Here is a 16,064-nt window from a genome sequence, read left to right on the forward strand (position 1 = left end):
CACATAGGCTTAATCCGATAATTTCAGGTATTACCCTGGCAATTTGCGATTAGCGCGCTTTGGCATTCAACACCGGAGCCGGCAACGAAAAAAAATATGTTACAGCAAGGAACGACGGCTGGAGTTGGTAAACATAATGGATTTACATAAATGAGTAGCTTTCAGTTTAGTAATTGTTGTTTTTCCAGGCAATACATGAAGGATTTTTGAAAGAATTCTTTAAGTAACCCTTTTGAAACAAAAATAAAGAAATCTGTTTAATAGAAAGGAATGCCTTTAGAAAATTATATAAATTTGCCAATCTTTATTATATTGTATGTAGTTAGTAATAGGGGTAAAAAACAAGTGTTTTAGAAATATGGTGTCTGAAAAAGCAGCTGTGATATGGTTAACAGGTTTAAGTGGTGCAGGAAAAACTACTATTGCCCGAGAACTGATTGAAATATTTCATAGGAATAATCTAAATCCGGTTTTACTGGATGGAGACGAGATACGTTCTGCCATTGAGCAGACGGGCTTTGATGAAGCTTCAAGAAAAGTTCATAACCTGCGCATAGGGCGGCTTGCCGCTTTATTTGAGCAGCAGGGGCACCCGGTGATAGTATCTATGATTTCTCCTTATGATGATATCAGGCAAAGTGTAAGAGCTTTATGCCAAAGGTTTGTAGAGGTATTTGTTAATACGCCATTAGAGACCTGCATTGAAAGAGACCCAAAAGGGCTATATAAAAAGGCAATCAGCAAGCAGATTGATAATTTTACCGGTATATCGGCTCCGTATGATATACCCCAGAAACCCGAGATAGAACTTGACACAACCCAAAGCAGCGTAACAGCATGTGCCTTAGCCATCTGGCAGCTTTACAAGTCTTAGGCAGGCTTAGTCATCGCTGCTGCTGCCATAAGCGGCACTTTTGTTTTCGTTCTCGTTTGAGTAGTAAAAGGCGTGCACGCGGGCCACGTCTCTCAGAAAATCAACATGGAGAATTTCAACTCTGTGTATAGGTAAACCTATTCTTTTTCTTAGGTCTTCTATCATTTCCTGGCGCCTCTCTGGCACCACCAGATCTATTTTCTCGTAGCGCACTTCTCTGAAATTCTCATGCTTGATATTCAGCCCGTGTTCAAGACCGAAAGTAACACCAACCAAAAGAATATCAGCAATGATTAATTCATAATTGCCTGCACCCAGCGGGGTCAGCGCATTGATAATGCCTACGGCCACACATACAAAGAAGTAGCCCATTTCGCGCACCGGCACGGTAACCGTTCGATAACGGATGATTGAAAAGATAGCGAATAAACCAAATGCAAAGCCCATCTTTAGCTTTGTGGCGCTTAGTAAAAAACATATCAGGAAGTTAACCACATTGAACAGGAAAAAAGTAAAGACAAAGTCTTTGTTTTTATAACGGTTGTAATAAATACCCCTAACAAGCAACAGAATCACGGTCATATTCAGCAGAAAGCGCATGCCAAATTCAAAAACAAAGCTATTGCCCAAAAACTGATTTATTGTTCGGCTGGTACCTTCAAATTCTTCCATTTATAGTTTTTTTAAAATAAGTGAACTGGTAATAGTGGGTGTTAAGGTTACTGAAACCTGCCAGGTATCAGGGCTTTAAGATTTTGTTCAGCTTTAATAACACGGGTTTAAACGAGTTACTTTTGACGTTTCCGAGTGTGGCAATTCCAACTGAGTATTTACTGAAATTAGATGAACTGATGTAACGGTATTTGAGACTCTGAACAATCGGGCTAATTACCGAGTTTTTGTCTTGCTTTACCTCCGCTACAACCAATTTCTGATACGCACTGCTGCTGCCGGCTTTACAGAAAGCCAGGTTCAGGTCGAACGTCAGTCTTTCCGTAAAATCTTTACTTACTAAAGTGATGCGGTCAAAGTATATCCAGAGTTGATGTTGTAATTGCTCAGGTGCAATGGCAAGCCTCTTACAAAGCATGTAGTCTGTGGCTTGAAGGGTCTCGTTCACACAACTGCGTTCTTCGCGGTATTTTATGGTGCGGCTATTGCCGATTTTATTTTTTACTTCAAAAAATGTAAGACCTGTGTCTGTATAGCGTCGAAACCGTACTTTCATTCGGTTGGGCTTCCCGTTATGGTGTTGGTAATAGAGTTGGTAATCGGGGGTGTCAAAATACAAAGATTCATAGCGGTGCTGCCTGTTCCGGTTAATCTCAAGTATGTTGTAATACGGCTCAATTTCTTTCAGAATTGCAGGCAGTTCACTTTCATGGAAAATGTACTTGCGGTCTATCCGGTTAAGTAGTTTTACTGCCTCCATGTCGGTTAACGAAATACCCTTAAATATTTGAAGCTCAGTCATTTTGGTGCAATTACTTAAAAAGCCTATTAAAGTACATATTTTTTTTGTAATCAAAAACAGTTATCGGCTTATGAGGTTGGATATTTGGCAGGTAGATGCAAAAATCTGGCAATAGGTTGCATTTCAAGGTCTGGTAAACTAACTTGGAGAAGATTCTTTACCTTGCCCGTGTTCCGGGCGAAACGGATAAGTTGGATACTTAACATTGCTAGCATAAATGGAACATCTGCCTTTATACATACCTTTGGTTATGGGTCTTAGTACCTTTTATTGTGTTTATTTTTTAGCAAAGGCTGCTCCGGCATATTCTGTTAGTATTTTACTTGTTGCGTTTTTATGGCTGCTTTTGCACTCTTTTCTGTCAGTAAATGGCTACTATACCCATACCCAGGTAATGCCTCCGCGTTTTTTACTGGCAGTTTTACCACCTTTATTGTTGATACTATTGGTTTTCGTTACTAAAAAGGGAAGAAGTGTGATAGACCAGCTGGACATGAAATCGTTGGTTTTGTTGCATGTGGCTCGTGTTCCGGTTGAAATGGTTTTATTCTGGTTGTTTCTTTATAAACAAGTACCTGAGATTATGACATTTGAAGGGCAGAATTTTGATGTTTTTTCGGGTATCACCGCTTTGGTTGTTTATTATTTAGCCTACGTTAAGCAGCGTATCGGCACAGGTATATTATTGATGTGGAATTTTATTTGCCTTATTTTACTGATAAACATTGTTTCTACCGCTGTTTTATCAGTGCCTTTTTCGTTCCAGCAGTTTGGGTTTGAGCAACCCAATGTGGCTGTCTTACATTTTCCGTTTGTGTGGTTGCCTGCCTGCGTTGTACCCATTGTGCTTTTTTCTCATCTGGCTATGATACGCAGGTTGATGAATGAATGATTGTTGCCCGGGCAAACGCCGTTATACACACACAAATAAATTTTTACACTAAGCCGTTATTCTCAGGTGCCTTCAGACGCTACAAATCATAGCCGCGCAGCTGTTTCTGGCAGCCAATGCCAACAATTCTTCAAAAAAACAGGGCTAAAAGGTATTTGGCGTATAGACTATTGTTTTGCGTGGCACCGAATCGCAAATCAGGTATTTTTACTTGTCGGAATCAGTATTTTTACGCTAAAAAGATTTTGAGAATTAAGTAAAATTTGCCGCGTAAAAAAAGTTCTTGTGAGCAAACTCATGTTTCTCTCAATTTCTGGTTTACAGGCGGTCTCTGAAAAGCCTTTCAAACAGAGTAAGAACAAACACCTAAATATTTAACACTATGGCACGCGTAACACTACAAGCTCTTGGAAACGAAAAGGGAAAATTTTTAAGCCACGCACACAATTCAGTATCTCTTACAGACGGAATTCATGGAGAAGGAGAAGTTTTTGTAATTCAAAAACTGCCAGGAGACCGTGTGGCCATTGCCTGCGTTGGCGCAGAGATTGGCAAATACCTTAGTCATGCCTCTGGCGAGGTTACTCTGAAAGAAGGTATAATGGGTGAGGGAGAAGAGTGGGTGATGGTAGAACACGAATTACCTAACGTTTCTTTCAACTGCGCAGGTAGCGAGAATAACAAAACGTTAAGCCATGCCAATGGTAAGGTGGGGCTTCAGGATGGTTATAAGGGAGAAGGAGAGCTGTGGTCAAAATCAAGCATTTAAAATTTTTAGTCAGGAATAAAATAGAAAGGCCTGGATGTTTCGGCATTCAGGCTTTTTCAATTTTTACATAAAGTGCGGGGCGTGGCAAATAAAAAACGCGTATGCCATTTTTAACGATTTGAAAAAACTAAACCGATTCTAATAGCGTAACCCAGCTTTATTGTATTTATAAGCGTTTAAACTTCTTTTGCAGGTTAATATTTAGTTTATATTGACCCCGGTTTTATGCAAGAAGGTTATGCCTGCGCCACATAATTTGGGTCAAATTCCACAATCCATTCAATACCATATTTGTCTCTGAACATACCCGCATAGGTTCCCCAGGGGCCTTGGTCAATAGGGCCTTCAACATCACCCCCAGCCGATAAACCGTTAAATAGCAGGTCGGCCTCTTCGCGGCTTTCAGCATTCACCACTATTTTCGACCTGTTTTCATTTTCGTTTACCCTACCCATAAACTCAGGAACATCATTGCCTATTAAAGCACTGTATTTACCTAAAGGCAAGGCAATTTGCATTATTTTTTTAGCTTCATTTTCGGCTACCTGAAATTCGTCGCTTGCTAAATCGCCGAAGCGGATTATTCTGGAAAATTCGCCGCCAAAAACTGATTTGTAAAAGGTAAAAGCTTCCTCAGCATTGCCGTTGAAGTTAATCCAGGTGTTAATTGTTCTCATAATTTTTATAGTTAAAATTTGTTTCTAATTGGTTAAATACCATCTCTTTTGCACTGCGTATATGAAAAGCAGGGGGCTACGATAAAGCCTCCAGGAGTTCTTCCAGGTTTCTGAGGGTCATGGTGAAACCAATTTTGAAGCCCTCTAGCAATTTCTCTAAACGCTCAAACGATTCATTATATATGGTTATATCAACTCTGGTAATACCGTTTTGCTCGCTAAAGTTGTAATCCCAATCAGAGCCCGGCAGTTCACGGTTTTCATCCTTATCGGCAAACGTGTTATACATCTTAAAATTGGTTATCGGGGTAATAGACGTAAATTCCTGCACAGCCCAGCGCTCCTGCCCGTCCGGGCTAACCATTGCATAAAACCGGCGTCCGCCTACCTTAAAATCCATATACTTGGTTTGCGCGCGCATGGGTGCCGGAGCCCCCCATTGGTCAAGTAGTTCAGCTTTTGTAAAGGCATCCCATACCAGTAATTGTCGTGCATTAAATTCCCGGCTGATGTAAACAGTTTTTGCAGTTTTGTCTACATTAAAATCAAATAGCAAGTCGTTGTTCATTCTTCTTTCGTTTTAATAGTTGATAATAGTTGGTCAAGCTGGTTAAATTGGGTTTCCCAGTTTTGTCTGAACTGGGCTAGCCAGTGGTCAAATTCCTGCATCTTTTTAGGATTGAAATGGTAGTAAATTTCCCGGCCGCTTTGCTCTGGTTTAACCAGGTCGCATTCGTGCAATACCTTAATGTGTTTCGAGACTGCCTGCCGGGTCATATCAAACTTTTTGGCTATAACATTAGGTGTTAGTGCCTGAATAGCCAGTAATGTCAAAATCGCTCTGCGTGTGGGGTCGGCAATGGCCTGAAATATATCTTGTTTCATTCTTGATTTTAATTGTGCAACTATCAGGTTGCAAATATATATGCAACTTTTAAGTTGCGCAAATTATTTGGCCTTTATTTGTCGGGTAAGGGTTTATAAACCTGCCAATGCAGCTATATAGGGTAGTGGGCAAACCTATGTTTTTTCATGCGTGGTTCGTATACTGATAAGCGTAGTTATATACAGGTGGTTTAATTACAGGCAGGAGCCGCTGATGCTGGCATTTGATGGGTAGAGATTTGATACCTGCGCAACCACGCTGCACTGCCTGGCCTGAATTACAGATATTTTAATATTCATTCAGGTTCATAACCCATGGTTTGGCAAAATTTAATGGGAATCTTGTTTTAGTAAGTAAATCTACTCAGAACCCACGCCAGCGCATATATCGTTTTGTACTGCGTAAATGTACCGTAATTGTAATCAGGTAGTTTTACTTTATGGAATCGGGGTTTTTACTCTATAAATAATCTAAGAAATAGTTGAACTTTGTTGTGTAATCTTAAATGTGCGATTCCAATTGGTCAATTGTCATTTTGGGTTGCAGGCGGGCACCGAAAAGCCTCAAAAAAGAGTAGGAATAACAATTAACAATTTAACACAATGGCAACAATTACGTTAGAGGCTCTTGGAGCAGAAACAGGTACATTTCTAAGCCATGCATTTGATAAAGTATGGCTTCAGAATGGTGTTCAGGGAGAAGGTGAAATGTTTATTCTACAACAATTGCCCAACCAACGCGTGGCACTTGCCTGCCTGGGCGCTGAAACCGGAAAATTTCTTAGCCATGCCTTTGGTAATGTAGGGTTACAGAATGGTATTCAGGGCGAAGGAGAAGAGTGGATCATGATAGACCATGGTTCAGGAAATGTTTCTTTCAACTGCGCTGGTGCTGAGGTAGGCAAAACATTAAGCCATGCATTTGGTAATGTTGGGCTTCAGAACGGCTACCAGGGATTGGGTGAACTATGGGCTATGGCCAACGTATAACCCTGTTAATTTGTCAGGAAACAGTAAAGAGGCTGTTTGAAAAAGTTCTATAATACCAATTTTATTTGGCCTTAGTTACTTTATTAGACAGCCTCCCTTTAACGATTAATGCAATGGTTTATCAAAGACCTGGTGTCTTTTTTTGATTTTTTGGGGTAAAGCACTTACTAAATGCCTCTGCTGCCGGGTAAAACCACAGTTGAGATAGATTGAGCTTACACCCAAGTAGGTTCCTGATTGTATATATCTATTTGCAGTTAATCAGATATATACAATCTACATTAGGTTCAAAAAGATTACAGTTGGCCATGTTAAAACAAAGTTCTTTTCTACAGGCATTATTGCATTTTAAAACGCTTCTGCTTTAGGTATGATGGTTGGTTTAGTATTCCAGATGGGGTAAAAAGTAATCAACAATCAACCATAAACTGCGGATACATAAATTAGAATTGTATCCTTTGCATTCAGTCTGTTTTTCTGTTCAGGTACTGCATTTTCCTGTTAAAAAAACGTAAAATATTACAATAGCTAGTGGAAACCAGCTACCACTTTAAAAAAGCGGGGCAAAACCGAAAAGCCAAATGAGTAGGATAACCTTTTAAACAATACTTCTATGTTACCGCAATCTTACGTTCCATTTAATATTCAAAGTGGTTGGATACCCAACCCGGACAGAGAATCATTCCGAATATTTTTTGAATCGGTTCTTAATACAAAACCAAAAAATCTGGCACCTAGTATTAAAGCGCTAAAAAAGCTGATTGAAGGCGATGAGGTGCTGACTTATCTGGCAAACAACGCTTTTCAACAAAATGATAACATTATTCAGGCGCACCAATCAACTAAGGAAGCGCCTATTCCTCGAATTCCTGATTTGGATACCCTGTTGAATGCCTTTAATACTATACTTAGCCTTGCGCCTCAATTCATTAATAATGATTTAGTTGGCCTTCCGTTTTCAGCTCTTGTAGTTGGAATTGACGCTACCCTTGGGGGCAGTACCATGTTCCGGATTCCAAAGTTCAATGAAAAAATGAAAGCTATTCTGGAAGAATGGGGAAAATTTCTTGTTACACCTGCCTCTGCTGTCGGCTTCAGTAAAGAAAATGAGCAATGGCTTTCACCTGCCGCTAAAAAGCAATATGATTTTCCGTTATGGAAAAAAGATTCTCAAACTTTGCCTTACTGGAAATCCTGGGATTCATTCTTTACGCGTGATTTCCTTGATCCTAAAAAATCCAGACCGATTGCAAGCCCAAATACCAATCAGGTAGTTATTTGTCCAAATGATGGTTCACTGTTTTGCTGGCAACCAAAAGTACAGAAAAGAGATGTGTTCTGGCTCAAAGGTATGCCGTATTCGCTGAACGACATTTTCAGTTCGCCTGATCGCCGCCAAAATGAAATTATCAGGTCTTATAAATTAGACGAGATGTTTGAAAATGGGTATGTGTTTCAGACTTACCTTAATCCATACAATTTCCACCGTTGGTGGGTGCCAGTAAATGGTAAGGTGCTTTTTGACCCCATAGTTATTCCCGGTTGCTTTTTTAGCAAATTGGTACTACCCGATTATGGAGGCGCAACAACAGCGTCTACTCCGTATCTGGCCGAAGTGAATGCGAAGGGTCTGATTGTATTTGAAACTGAAGACTATGGAAATGTTTGCTGTATACCATTGGGTATGAGTGAGGTGTCAAGTGTTGTTTTTGACAAACAACTAAAAAAGGGAGCTCATGTAACAAAGGGCCAGGAAATGGGTATGTTCCATTATGGTGGGTCGTCTTTTGTGGTCATTTATCAAAATCTACCCGACAAGCAATTGATATTTATGGACAGCGATGGGAATCCTTACCCTCAGCAGCCACCTCCGCCCGGCAGCAGCGCTGGCGCCAGCAATTATGGCACTAACATTGGCTCACAAATAGGGCAATGGTATTGTAAATGCTGAAAATATTGAAGATGGTGAGTTCTCTGATATCATAGATCAAACTGAAAAAATTATGTGTACAACAATGATTATTACCCCCGGAGCTACAGCCGACGGCTCGATGATTGTAACGCATTCTGACGACAATGAACTTTCAGATCAGCGTTTCATCTATGTTCCGGCTATGAATCATGCACCGGGTAGCTTGCGCGGTATAGTTGCCGGCATCAACGACGGGTACCCACGTCTTGTTAGTAAAGAGCGAGGCCCGGGGTATAATTTGAAAGACTGGCCGGAAACCCCGATTATAGGTCAAATACCTCAGATAGAGCATACCTACGCTTACTTTGATGGGAGTTACGGAATCATGAATGAATATAATCTGATGTTTGGCGAGTGTACAAATGGGGCCAAATTCATGCCGCCCAACCCCATAACGAAAGAACAAGCAGAAAAAAGTGGCGACCATTGTCGTTTGTTTTACAGTGCTGAGTTATCTCGTATTGCTTTGGAGCGCTGCAAATTAGCTAGAGAGGCAGTAGAATTAATGGGGGCTCTTATTGATGAGTATGGTTATTTCTCAACCGGAGAAACTTTGCTTGTAGCTGATGAAAAAGAAGCCTGGGTGTTTGAAATGTGCGCTTTACCAGATAATGAATACCATTCTGCCTGGATAGCCCAGCGTGTTCCCGATGGCACTATTTTCGTGGCTGCAAATGAATTCCGAATCAGGGAAATCAGACCAGATTCAGAAGATCAGCTATTCTCAAATCGTTTATTGCCCGGCCTCAGAAAGGTTGGTTGGGCTTCAGAAACCGGAACGGTAGATTGGTTGATTGCTATAAGTGACGGAGAATACAATCATCCTTATTATTCGCTGAGGAGGGTATGGCGCGTCTTTGACCGGGCCAATCCTGACCTTGGATTAAGCCCCTGGGTAAATGATGGTTATACTACAGACTATCCGTTTAGCATTCAGCCAAAAAAGCAATTGGAGGTAAGAGACGTATTTGCCTTATACCGTGATCATTATGAAGGTACCCAATTTGATATGACAAAAGGTATAGCAGCAGGGCCGTATGGAGACCCGACGCGTTTCTTCGGCTCGTATGACGGCACCAGTTATGATATAGGAAACCATAAACTATATGGCGCCTGGGAACGCCCCATCTCTGTATTCTATCAGGGTTATACCTATGTACTCCAAACCCGACCAGATGCCCCGCAACTTACAAAAGGTATATGCTGGTTTGGGCCAGATGTTTCTTATACTACCTGTTTTGTTCCGTTTCCGAGCAAAGTAGAACAACTACCTACTACATATCAAATCGGCGACCCTCAGCAATTTAGTCGAGATGCGGCCTGGTGGAGCTTTGATTTCGTTGCTAACTGGGCCAGGCTCAATTTTCAGAGAATGTGTCAGGTAGACATCCAGCCTTTGCAATTGAAATTGGAGAATCAGCAAGTAGAACTTCTTAAATATTGGGATGAAAAATTTCAATCAAGTGCTTCGGGTCAGGAATTAACCGAATTATGCAAAGCCAATGCAAATGAAATAGTTAAGGAATGGTGGGCGCTTGCAGATACTTTGATTGCCAAATACTCCGACGGGTATATCAACCCCAAACCAAGCCGCCCGCAAAATGAAGGTGCAATCGGGATTGGATATCCATCACCCTGGTTGGGGTTAACCAATTATCAGGCTGGCCCCACCACCTACAATATGGATATGCGGTAGTATTGCCAGGATAGATTGGAGTTGCACAAGTTGAGAACCAAAAGCCGAATTTTATACCGATAACAAGGTCACTTAGGCTGGGATTTAATTGAACCTGCACGAATGACTTGGAAGATAGGCCCAAGAAACGAGCCCTTGCAATAAGAAATGGTGGAGCGAGATTCCTTGAGTTTCTTTGAAATCAGCTACCAATCAGGCGATGTTTTATTTGTCGAAAAATGACAGATAGTTGAATAATTATAAAAATAGCCAGTAAATCTTTGATTTCGCGGGCTATTTTCGTTAAATCGGGTTTGATAGAAATAAAAAGTGTTCCCGAAGGGATTCGAACCCCCATCATCAGAACCGGAATCTGACATTCTATCCATTGAACTACGGGAACATTCAACCGGATTGCAAAAATACAAAAATCTTTCTTTATTTACTATTTAAGGATTTAAATGATAACAACGCCGGCAGCGTGCCTCATAACTGTCAGCCTCCCCCAACAGAACCTGCTGAGGTTCGGCTACTTTTCGGTATGAATAATGGGCAATATCGCCGCATACCACACAAATGGCATGTACCTTGGTTACATATTCTGCAATGGCCATCAGGTTTGGCATCGGGCCGAAGGGCACCCCTTTCGAATCCATATCTAAACCGGCTACAATCACTCTTTTGCCTTGTTCGGCCAGTAAATTCACAATATCTACAATGCCTTCATCAAAAAACTGAGCTTCGTCAAGCCCTACTACCTCACAATCGCTGGCTATTAATAGTATTTCTCCCGAAGTATTAACCGGTGTAGACCGAATGCTGGTCTGATTATGCGATACAATATCAGCATCATGATACCGGATATCAATGGCTGGTTTAAAAATTTCAACCCTTTGCCTGGCGATTTTAGCACGGTTCAACCTCCTGATCAGCTCTTCGGTTTTTCCTGAAAACATAGAGCCGCAGATTATCTCTACCCAGCCTGCTTTCTGCCCTTGTATCCTGCCTCTTTTTGGTTCAATAAACATTATTTAATTTATTTTTTCGTTCTTAGTAAAACTGGCAAAAAACTTGCAGTAATTTTACAGTTGGATAACAAAAAATAGTTTTCTGCAAAATTCCGGGCTGTTTTATACCTGGCAGCACCCTAACTATTTTAATACAAAACAAACAAATTTCAGAATGTCTAACAAATTGAATTTGTCCGCCGTCGAACGGTACAGTAAGGCTTATGCCGCACAATTGTGCAATGATTTTTTTGCTCAGAATAAAGTTATTACTGGCAAGCAGATTCTTTCATTAAGTAGTATTCAGCAGGTAAATCTGCTCACTATAAAAGCATTATATGAGAAATGGCAGGCAGACACCGAAAGAATGCGAAGCCCCTTCTTTGATTTCAATGCGCCGGAAGTAGAACAGGCATTAAAGAATTTTATGAATGTTGTTTCACAGTTTATATCTGTGAAAAGAGAACATTTTGAACCCATGCTGGCACAAGCAGTAGCCGAAACACTGGTGCTGATTCTTGAGCCGCAAACGTTTTTTAAAGAACTGATGCGCAATCTGCCCGATTTCAGATTTACTCATCAGAGTGTTTCAGGTGTGGTTAAGTATATTCAGATAAATAAAGAGATACTACCGCAATTGTTAGAAAAACTCAACGGCAGCGAGTTTGTGTTTGCTAATCAGGCCATGGCCTGGATAGATGAAATGCCTTTGCAGGTGGAAAGCCCTGAGCCTTATCTGGCGTTATTTGCCGGAAAAGTTCCTGTGCCTGCCGAACTCACTTCTTATAAAGATGAAAAAGCGCCAGACCATCAAAATACGGATGCTATCGCTTCATTTTTTGAAGCCGAATTGAACAAACCTGTTATTGAACAGAAGATTGAGACCCCGATACCTGAAGCAGCTCCTGTTTTTCAGGAGGTTGAATCTTATACTCCGCAGGCCGAGCCAGCAAGAGTTGTGGCCGCAGAAACCGCGCCCGCACCTATATTTGAGCAAAAATTGGGAGCCGTTATTTCAAAAATGAGTGATTCTTATGAAAAAACAGTAGTGAAAGATACGGAAGAGGTAAGGCTGAATGAAAAGCTGGGCACAGAAAGAAAAAGTCTTAACGACCAGGCCAAGGCTAACCGTACCATACTTGACCACCACCAGCATAACCGGATTGAGGGTATCAACGCTGCCATATCGCTCAATCAGCGGTTTTTGTTTACCAATAACCTTTTTGGTGGTAATATTCAGACATTCTCAAATGCACTTGATGAAATTGAATTATGTAAGGATTTCAGCGAAGCCAAAGAACTGATTCTTAAAAAGTATGTTCCGCGCTACCTGTGGGACATCAAAAGCGCAGAGGCCGAAGAATTTATTGATATAGTGAAGCGCAGGTTTAATTAATGCTTTGAATTGTGCTTGTAACCCTGTATTTTGCTCCAAAATTTTAACGCTTTGGCTAAAATTGGAGAAAAGTACAGGGTTTTTCTTTGTTCGCAGATAAGCCTTATTCTCATATTCCTAATCACGCTGTTCAGAACTTCTCAATGCAATGCTTCAGGCGAGCCTTTTCCTATAGGTGCCAGAAGCTGGGGCATGGCCAATGCTGTTACAGCCGTTGCCGACAAACAATCTGTTTTTAATAATCCGGCCGGGCTTGCTTTTCTTGATCACCATTTTATCAGTACAGCTTACCATAGCCGGTATAATATGACGGGGCTGCAAACATTTGCTTTAGGAGGCAATTTTTCGGCCAAATGGGCCAAAGCAGGACTTGACGTAGAGCGGTTTGGGGATAAACTTTATAACGAACAAAAATTGGGGTTGTCACTTGCCAAAAGCACCGGCAGGGTAGCGCTGGGCCTGAAAGTATCCTACCTGCAGGCAGCTATCGAAAATTTTGCTGTTAAACAAACACTTCTTACCCAGTTTGGCGTAATGGCTAAATTGAGCTCTACGGTTAATATGGGCTTTCATGCGTATAATTTAACAGGGGCAAGGCTTTTTCTTTCGCAACGAATTCCTACGGTTTTACGGTTTGGATTTTCTTACCAGCCGGGTAAACAATTGCTGTTGGTGAGCGAGGCAGAAAAAGATATTCTTTTGCCGTTGGTTTATAAAGCAGGTCTTGAATATCAACTGGTTAAAAACTTTTATATCCGTTCGGGTATTACTTCGCGTATCAATAATGTGCATTTTGGTTTTGGTTTTCAGTCAAAACAGTTTATTTTTGATTACGCCGCCAGTAATCATTCTTTATTAGGGTTTTCTCATCATTTATCGTTAGCCTATCAGCTTAAAAGTATCGAACAAAAATTATCAAAATGAAAATAGCTTTTTTTAGTACCAAGCCATACGACAAAGATTCTTTTGAGCGATACAATAGTGAGCATCAGATTGAATTTTATGAGGTGGCTTTGAACGAACATTCCGTGCGTCTGGCTGAAGGGTCAGAGGCCGTTTGTGTGTTTGTAAACGACCATCTGAATGCCACGGTTATCAGTAAACTTAAAAAACTGGGTATAAAACTGGTTGCCCTCAGATGCGCAGGCTTTAATAATGTAGATTTGCAGGCTGCTGCTCATGAGGGCGTCAGGATTGTGAGGGTGCCGGCCTATTCGCCCTATGCAGTGGCAGAACACGCATTGGCATTGGTAATGGCTCTGAACCGCAAAACCCATAAGGCATATAACCGGGTAAGAGAAGGAAACTTCTCTTTGGAAAAGCTGACCGGATTTGACTTATACCGTAAAACCGTTGGGGTAGTAGGTACGGGTAAAATTGGTGGGGTGTTTGCCCGTATTATGCTCGGGCTGGGTTGTAAAGTACTGGCCCACGACCAGCACAGGGATGCGGAGCTGATAACCGCCGGAGTAACTTATGTGCCTTTTGTTGAGCTGCTGGCAGAGGCGGATATCATTTCGTTACATTGCCCCCTGCTGGATACTACGCGCCATCTGATTAACGAGGGGTCGCTGGCAGAAATGAAAAGAGGTATGATGCTCATTAATACCAGCCGGGGCGGGTTGATAGACACCCATGCCGTGGTTGAAGCGCTGAAAAATAAAACTATTGGCTACCTGGGCATTGATGTGTATGAACAGGAAGAGAATATTTTCTTTAACGATTTGTCGGAACAGATACTGCAGGATGACACCCTGGCACGCCTCATGACCTTCCCGAATGTGATTATTACTTCGCACCAGGGGTTTCTTACAGAAGAGGCCCTTACCCAGATTGCCCTGGTTACGCTGCAAAATATAAGCGATTTTGAGCGCCAAAAGCCATTGGCAAACGAAGTGAAATAGCCGGGAACTTTTACTGGCCGGATATTGATTTTATAGCTAAACTCAATACTTAACAGATATGATTCAGTCTCAGACTATTCAGTTTTTAGCAGACTTAAAAGCGAATAACAACAAGCCCTGGTTTGATGCCAACCGTAAAACCTACGAAACAGCCAGGCAGAACTTTATTGAGGTTGTAGATTTACTCATTAAAGGTATAGGAAAGTTTGATAAAAGTATTGAGGAGACGGATTTGAAAGCTAAAGACTGCGTTTTCAGAATTAACCGTGATGTTCGGTTTTCAAAAGATAAGTCGCCCTATAAAACTAATTTCGGTGCATGGTTTACTGCAGGTGGCAAAAAGTCTGGCGGTGCAGGTTATTATCTGCATATTGATGCCAATGAGTGTTTTTTTGCCGGGGGTATCTGGATGCCCGAAAACAATGAGTTAAAAAAGATTCGTGACGAAATTGATTACAACTTTGAAGAAATTAAAGGCATTACCGAAGCCCCGGATTTTAAAAAGTATTTCCCTGCAGGCTTGGACAGAGAAGCTGCTACTGTCCGCCCGCCGAAAGGATACGATGAGTTTAACCCGGCCATTGAGTTGCTGAAACTGAAAAGCTTTACGGTTTCAGATACTTTTGAGGTATCTGAGGCGCTCAAAAAAGATTTTGTGCCGGCTATTCTGCAAGGTTTTGAGGCTATCTACCCCTTTATTGTTTTTCTGAACAGAGCCATTAAAGGATAATTTTGAGTGGTAATAAGTAATTATCATAAATTGAACTTTTTACAAATTATATATGTATATACATTAAATGTAAATGTATTAAATTTATGAAAACCATATATTATAAAGCTGATGAAAGAGGCCATGCGAACCATGGCTGGTTAGATGCCTGGCACTCATTTAGTTTTGCGGGTTTCCACGACCCGTCAAAGGTGCATTTTGGTGCGCTAAGGGTATTAAATGATGATAAAATAGCAGGCGGCCGTGGCTTTGGTATGCACCCGCACGACAACATGGAGATTGTAACCATTCCGCTTTCGGGTGAATTAGAACATGAAGACAGCATGGGTAACCTCGGTAGCATCAGCAAAGGCGAAGTGCAGGTGATGTCGGCTGGCACAGGAATTTACCATTCAGAAAGAAATAAAAATATAGATAAAGCGCTGACCCTCTTACAGATTTGGGTTTTTCCGAAGGTTAGAGACATAGAACCCAGATATGACCAGCGGGCGTTTCCGATTGAAGGCAGGGTTAATCAATTTCAGACGCTGGTTTCACCGCTTGGAAGCAATGACGGTGCGATGGGTATTAATCAGGATGCCTGGTTTTCACTTATTAATCTGGACGCCGATAAACAGGCAGATTATTCAGTTAAACTAAATAATAACGGTGTATACGCCTTCTTAATAGACGGAGAAGCCGAAATAAACGGCCAGGAGTTGGCACGCAGAGACGCCTTGGGTATAAGTGAAACCGCCGATATACGTGTCAAAGCCAAAACAAATGCTGAGATTCTTCTGATTGACGTTCCGATGTCTTTCTGATGGTCTTGCCCATAAA

Annotated in this window: 17 protein-coding genes and 1 tRNA gene; 11 read left to right on the forward strand and 7 right to left on the reverse strand. The window is 41.3% G+C overall.

Translation table 11 applies throughout. The annotated features are described in order from the left end of the window. Positions 1-358: 358 nt before the first annotated feature. Positions 359-874, forward strand: a complete 516-nt coding sequence (gene cysC / locus C0V77_RS15315) for an adenylyl-sulfate kinase (protein ID WP_101727230.1) — start codon at positions 359-361, stop codon at positions 872-874. Positions 875-880: 6 nt separating this feature from the next. Here the strand turns inward: cysC and C0V77_RS15320 are convergent, their stop codons facing one another. Both C0V77_RS15320 and C0V77_RS15325 read right to left on the reverse strand, forming a co-directional pair. Next, the gene (locus tag C0V77_RS15320) at positions 881-1,546 is read right to left on the reverse strand and encodes a DUF4956 domain-containing protein (RefSeq protein WP_101727231.1); all 666 of its coding nucleotides are present in this window, start codon (positions 1,544-1,546) and stop codon (positions 881-883) included. 67 nt (positions 1,547-1,613) lie between these two features. After that, positions 1,614-2,348 (reverse strand): polyphosphate polymerase domain-containing protein, encoded by a 735-nt coding sequence (locus tag C0V77_RS15325; protein WP_101727232.1) that lies wholly within the window; start codon positions 2,346-2,348, stop codon positions 1,614-1,616. A 217-nt stretch (positions 2,349-2,565) separates the two neighbouring features. Between C0V77_RS15325 and C0V77_RS15330 the strand changes: the two genes are divergently transcribed. Beyond that, positions 2,566-3,240: a hypothetical protein gene (locus C0V77_RS15330; RefSeq protein WP_101727233.1), complete on the forward strand. Its 675-nt coding sequence runs from the start codon at positions 2,566-2,568 to the stop codon at positions 3,238-3,240. 382 nt (positions 3,241-3,622) lie between these two features. Then, entirely contained in the window at positions 3,623-4,009 is a 387-nt protein-coding gene (locus tag C0V77_RS15335) for a hypothetical protein (RefSeq protein ID WP_101727234.1), read from the forward strand. 236 nt (positions 4,010-4,245) lie between these two features. On the opposite strand, the gene C0V77_RS15340 is transcribed toward C0V77_RS15335, so the two are convergent. From C0V77_RS15340 to C0V77_RS15350, 3 genes are all read right to left on the reverse strand, one after another. After that, positions 4,246-4,686, reverse strand: a complete 441-nt coding sequence (locus tag C0V77_RS15340; RefSeq protein WP_101727235.1) for a VOC family protein — start codon at positions 4,684-4,686, stop codon at positions 4,246-4,248. A gap of 76 nt (positions 4,687-4,762) precedes the next feature. Next, a complete protein-coding gene (locus tag C0V77_RS15345; protein ID WP_101727236.1) occupies positions 4,763-5,254 on the reverse strand; it encodes an SRPBCC domain-containing protein in 492 nt (163 codons plus the stop codon). After that, on the reverse strand, positions 5,251-5,571 hold the full coding sequence (locus tag C0V77_RS15350) for a helix-turn-helix transcriptional regulator (protein ID WP_101727237.1): 321 nt from the start codon (positions 5,569-5,571) through the stop codon (positions 5,251-5,253). Before C0V77_RS15350 ends, C0V77_RS15345 begins: the two co-directional genes overlap by 4 nt. Positions 5,572-6,174: 603 nt before the next feature. On the opposite strand from C0V77_RS15350, the gene C0V77_RS15355 reads away from it, so the two are divergent. The 3 genes from C0V77_RS15355 to C0V77_RS15365 all read left to right on the forward strand — a co-directional run bounded on the left by C0V77_RS15355 (position 6,175) and on the right by C0V77_RS15365 (position 10,229). Then, positions 6,175-6,561 (forward strand): hypothetical protein, encoded by a 387-nt coding sequence (locus C0V77_RS15355; protein WP_101727238.1) that lies wholly within the window; start codon positions 6,175-6,177, stop codon positions 6,559-6,561. Positions 6,562-7,174: 613 nt separating this feature from the next. Continuing rightward, complete coding sequence (locus C0V77_RS15360) at positions 7,175-8,512, forward strand: phosphatidylserine decarboxylase family protein (protein ID WP_101727239.1); 1,338 nt, start codon at positions 7,175-7,177, stop codon at positions 8,510-8,512. A 52-nt stretch (positions 8,513-8,564) separates the two neighbouring features. After that, positions 8,565-10,229, forward strand: coding sequence for a dipeptidase (locus tag C0V77_RS15365; protein WP_101727240.1), 1,665 nt, complete (start codon positions 8,565-8,567; stop codon positions 10,227-10,229). A gap of 310 nt (positions 10,230-10,539) precedes the next feature. Here the strand turns inward: C0V77_RS15365 and C0V77_RS15370 are convergent. Together C0V77_RS15370 and C0V77_RS15375 are read right to left on the reverse strand one after the other, a co-directional pair. Next, positions 10,540-10,611: transfer RNA gene (locus tag C0V77_RS15370), tRNA-Arg, on the reverse strand. A gap of 46 nt (positions 10,612-10,657) precedes the next feature. Beyond that, positions 10,658-11,236: a thymidine kinase gene (locus tag C0V77_RS15375; protein WP_101727241.1), complete on the reverse strand. Its 579-nt coding sequence runs from the start codon at positions 11,234-11,236 to the stop codon at positions 10,658-10,660. Between the two features lie 154 nt (positions 11,237-11,390). On the opposite strand from C0V77_RS15375, the gene C0V77_RS15380 reads away from it, so the two are divergent. From C0V77_RS15380 to C0V77_RS15400, 5 genes are all read left to right on the forward strand, one after another. Beyond that, on the forward strand, positions 11,391-12,611 hold the full coding sequence (locus tag C0V77_RS15380) for a hypothetical protein (RefSeq protein ID WP_101727242.1): 1,221 nt from the start codon (positions 11,391-11,393) through the stop codon (positions 12,609-12,611). A gap of 51 nt (positions 12,612-12,662) precedes the next feature. After that, positions 12,663-13,535, forward strand: a complete 873-nt coding sequence (locus tag C0V77_RS15385; RefSeq protein WP_143706105.1) for a hypothetical protein — start codon at positions 12,663-12,665, stop codon at positions 13,533-13,535. Next, a complete protein-coding gene (locus C0V77_RS15390) occupies positions 13,532-14,515 on the forward strand; it encodes a 2-hydroxyacid dehydrogenase (RefSeq protein ID WP_101727244.1) in 984 nt (327 codons plus the stop codon). Before C0V77_RS15385 ends, C0V77_RS15390 begins: the two co-directional genes overlap by 4 nt. Positions 14,516-14,573: 58 nt before the next feature. Further along, positions 14,574-15,245, forward strand: coding sequence for a DUF2461 domain-containing protein (locus tag C0V77_RS15395; RefSeq protein WP_101727245.1), 672 nt, complete (start codon positions 14,574-14,576; stop codon positions 15,243-15,245). A gap of 86 nt (positions 15,246-15,331) precedes the next feature. Beyond that, positions 15,332-16,048 carry a pirin family protein gene (locus tag C0V77_RS15400; RefSeq protein WP_101727246.1) on the forward strand — a complete coding sequence of 239 codons (717 nt, stop codon included), beginning with the start codon at positions 15,332-15,334 and terminating at the stop codon, positions 16,046-16,048. Positions 16,049-16,064: the final 16 nt, after the last annotated feature.

Origin of the sequence: Emticicia sp. TH156, assembly GCF_002855535.1 — a bacterium.
In the GTDB taxonomy this organism is placed as follows: Bacteria; Bacteroidota; Bacteroidia; order Cytophagales; family Spirosomataceae; genus Emticicia; species Emticicia fluvialis.

Coding starts and splice junctions, on each gene's coding strand:
- cysC (WP_101727230.1), top strand. CDS start 359: ATGGTGTCTGAAAAAGCAGCTGTGATATGGTTAACAGGTTTAAGTGGT.
- C0V77_RS15320 (WP_101727231.1), bottom strand. CDS start 1,546: ATGGAAGAATTTGAAGGTACCAGCCGAACAATAAATCAGTTTTTGGGC.
- C0V77_RS15325 (WP_101727232.1), bottom strand. CDS start 2,348: ATGACTGAGCTTCAAATATTTAAGGGTATTTCGTTAACCGACATGGAG.
- C0V77_RS15330 (WP_101727233.1), top strand. CDS start 2,566: ATGGAACATCTGCCTTTATACATACCTTTGGTTATGGGTCTTAGTACC.
- C0V77_RS15335 (WP_101727234.1), top strand. CDS start 3,623: ATGGCACGCGTAACACTACAAGCTCTTGGAAACGAAAAGGGAAAATTT.
- C0V77_RS15340 (WP_101727235.1), bottom strand. CDS start 4,686: ATGAGAACAATTAACACCTGGATTAACTTCAACGGCAATGCTGAGGAA.
- C0V77_RS15345 (WP_101727236.1), bottom strand. CDS start 5,254: ATGAACAACGACTTGCTATTTGATTTTAATGTAGACAAAACTGCAAAA.
- C0V77_RS15350 (WP_101727237.1), bottom strand. CDS start 5,571: ATGAAACAAGATATATTTCAGGCCATTGCCGACCCCACACGCAGAGCG.
- C0V77_RS15355 (WP_101727238.1), top strand. CDS start 6,175: ATGGCAACAATTACGTTAGAGGCTCTTGGAGCAGAAACAGGTACATTT.
- C0V77_RS15360 (WP_101727239.1), top strand. CDS start 7,175: ATGTTACCGCAATCTTACGTTCCATTTAATATTCAAAGTGGTTGGATA.
- C0V77_RS15365 (WP_101727240.1), top strand. CDS start 8,565: ATGTGTACAACAATGATTATTACCCCCGGAGCTACAGCCGACGGCTCG.
- C0V77_RS15375 (WP_101727241.1), bottom strand. CDS start 11,236: ATGTTTATTGAACCAAAAAGAGGCAGGATACAAGGGCAGAAAGCAGGC.
- C0V77_RS15380 (WP_101727242.1), top strand. CDS start 11,391: ATGTCTAACAAATTGAATTTGTCCGCCGTCGAACGGTACAGTAAGGCT.
- C0V77_RS15390 (WP_101727244.1), top strand. CDS start 13,532: ATGAAAATAGCTTTTTTTAGTACCAAGCCATACGACAAAGATTCTTTT.
- C0V77_RS15395 (WP_101727245.1), top strand. CDS start 14,574: ATGATTCAGTCTCAGACTATTCAGTTTTTAGCAGACTTAAAAGCGAAT.
- C0V77_RS15400 (WP_101727246.1), top strand. CDS start 15,332: ATGAAAACCATATATTATAAAGCTGATGAAAGAGGCCATGCGAACCAT.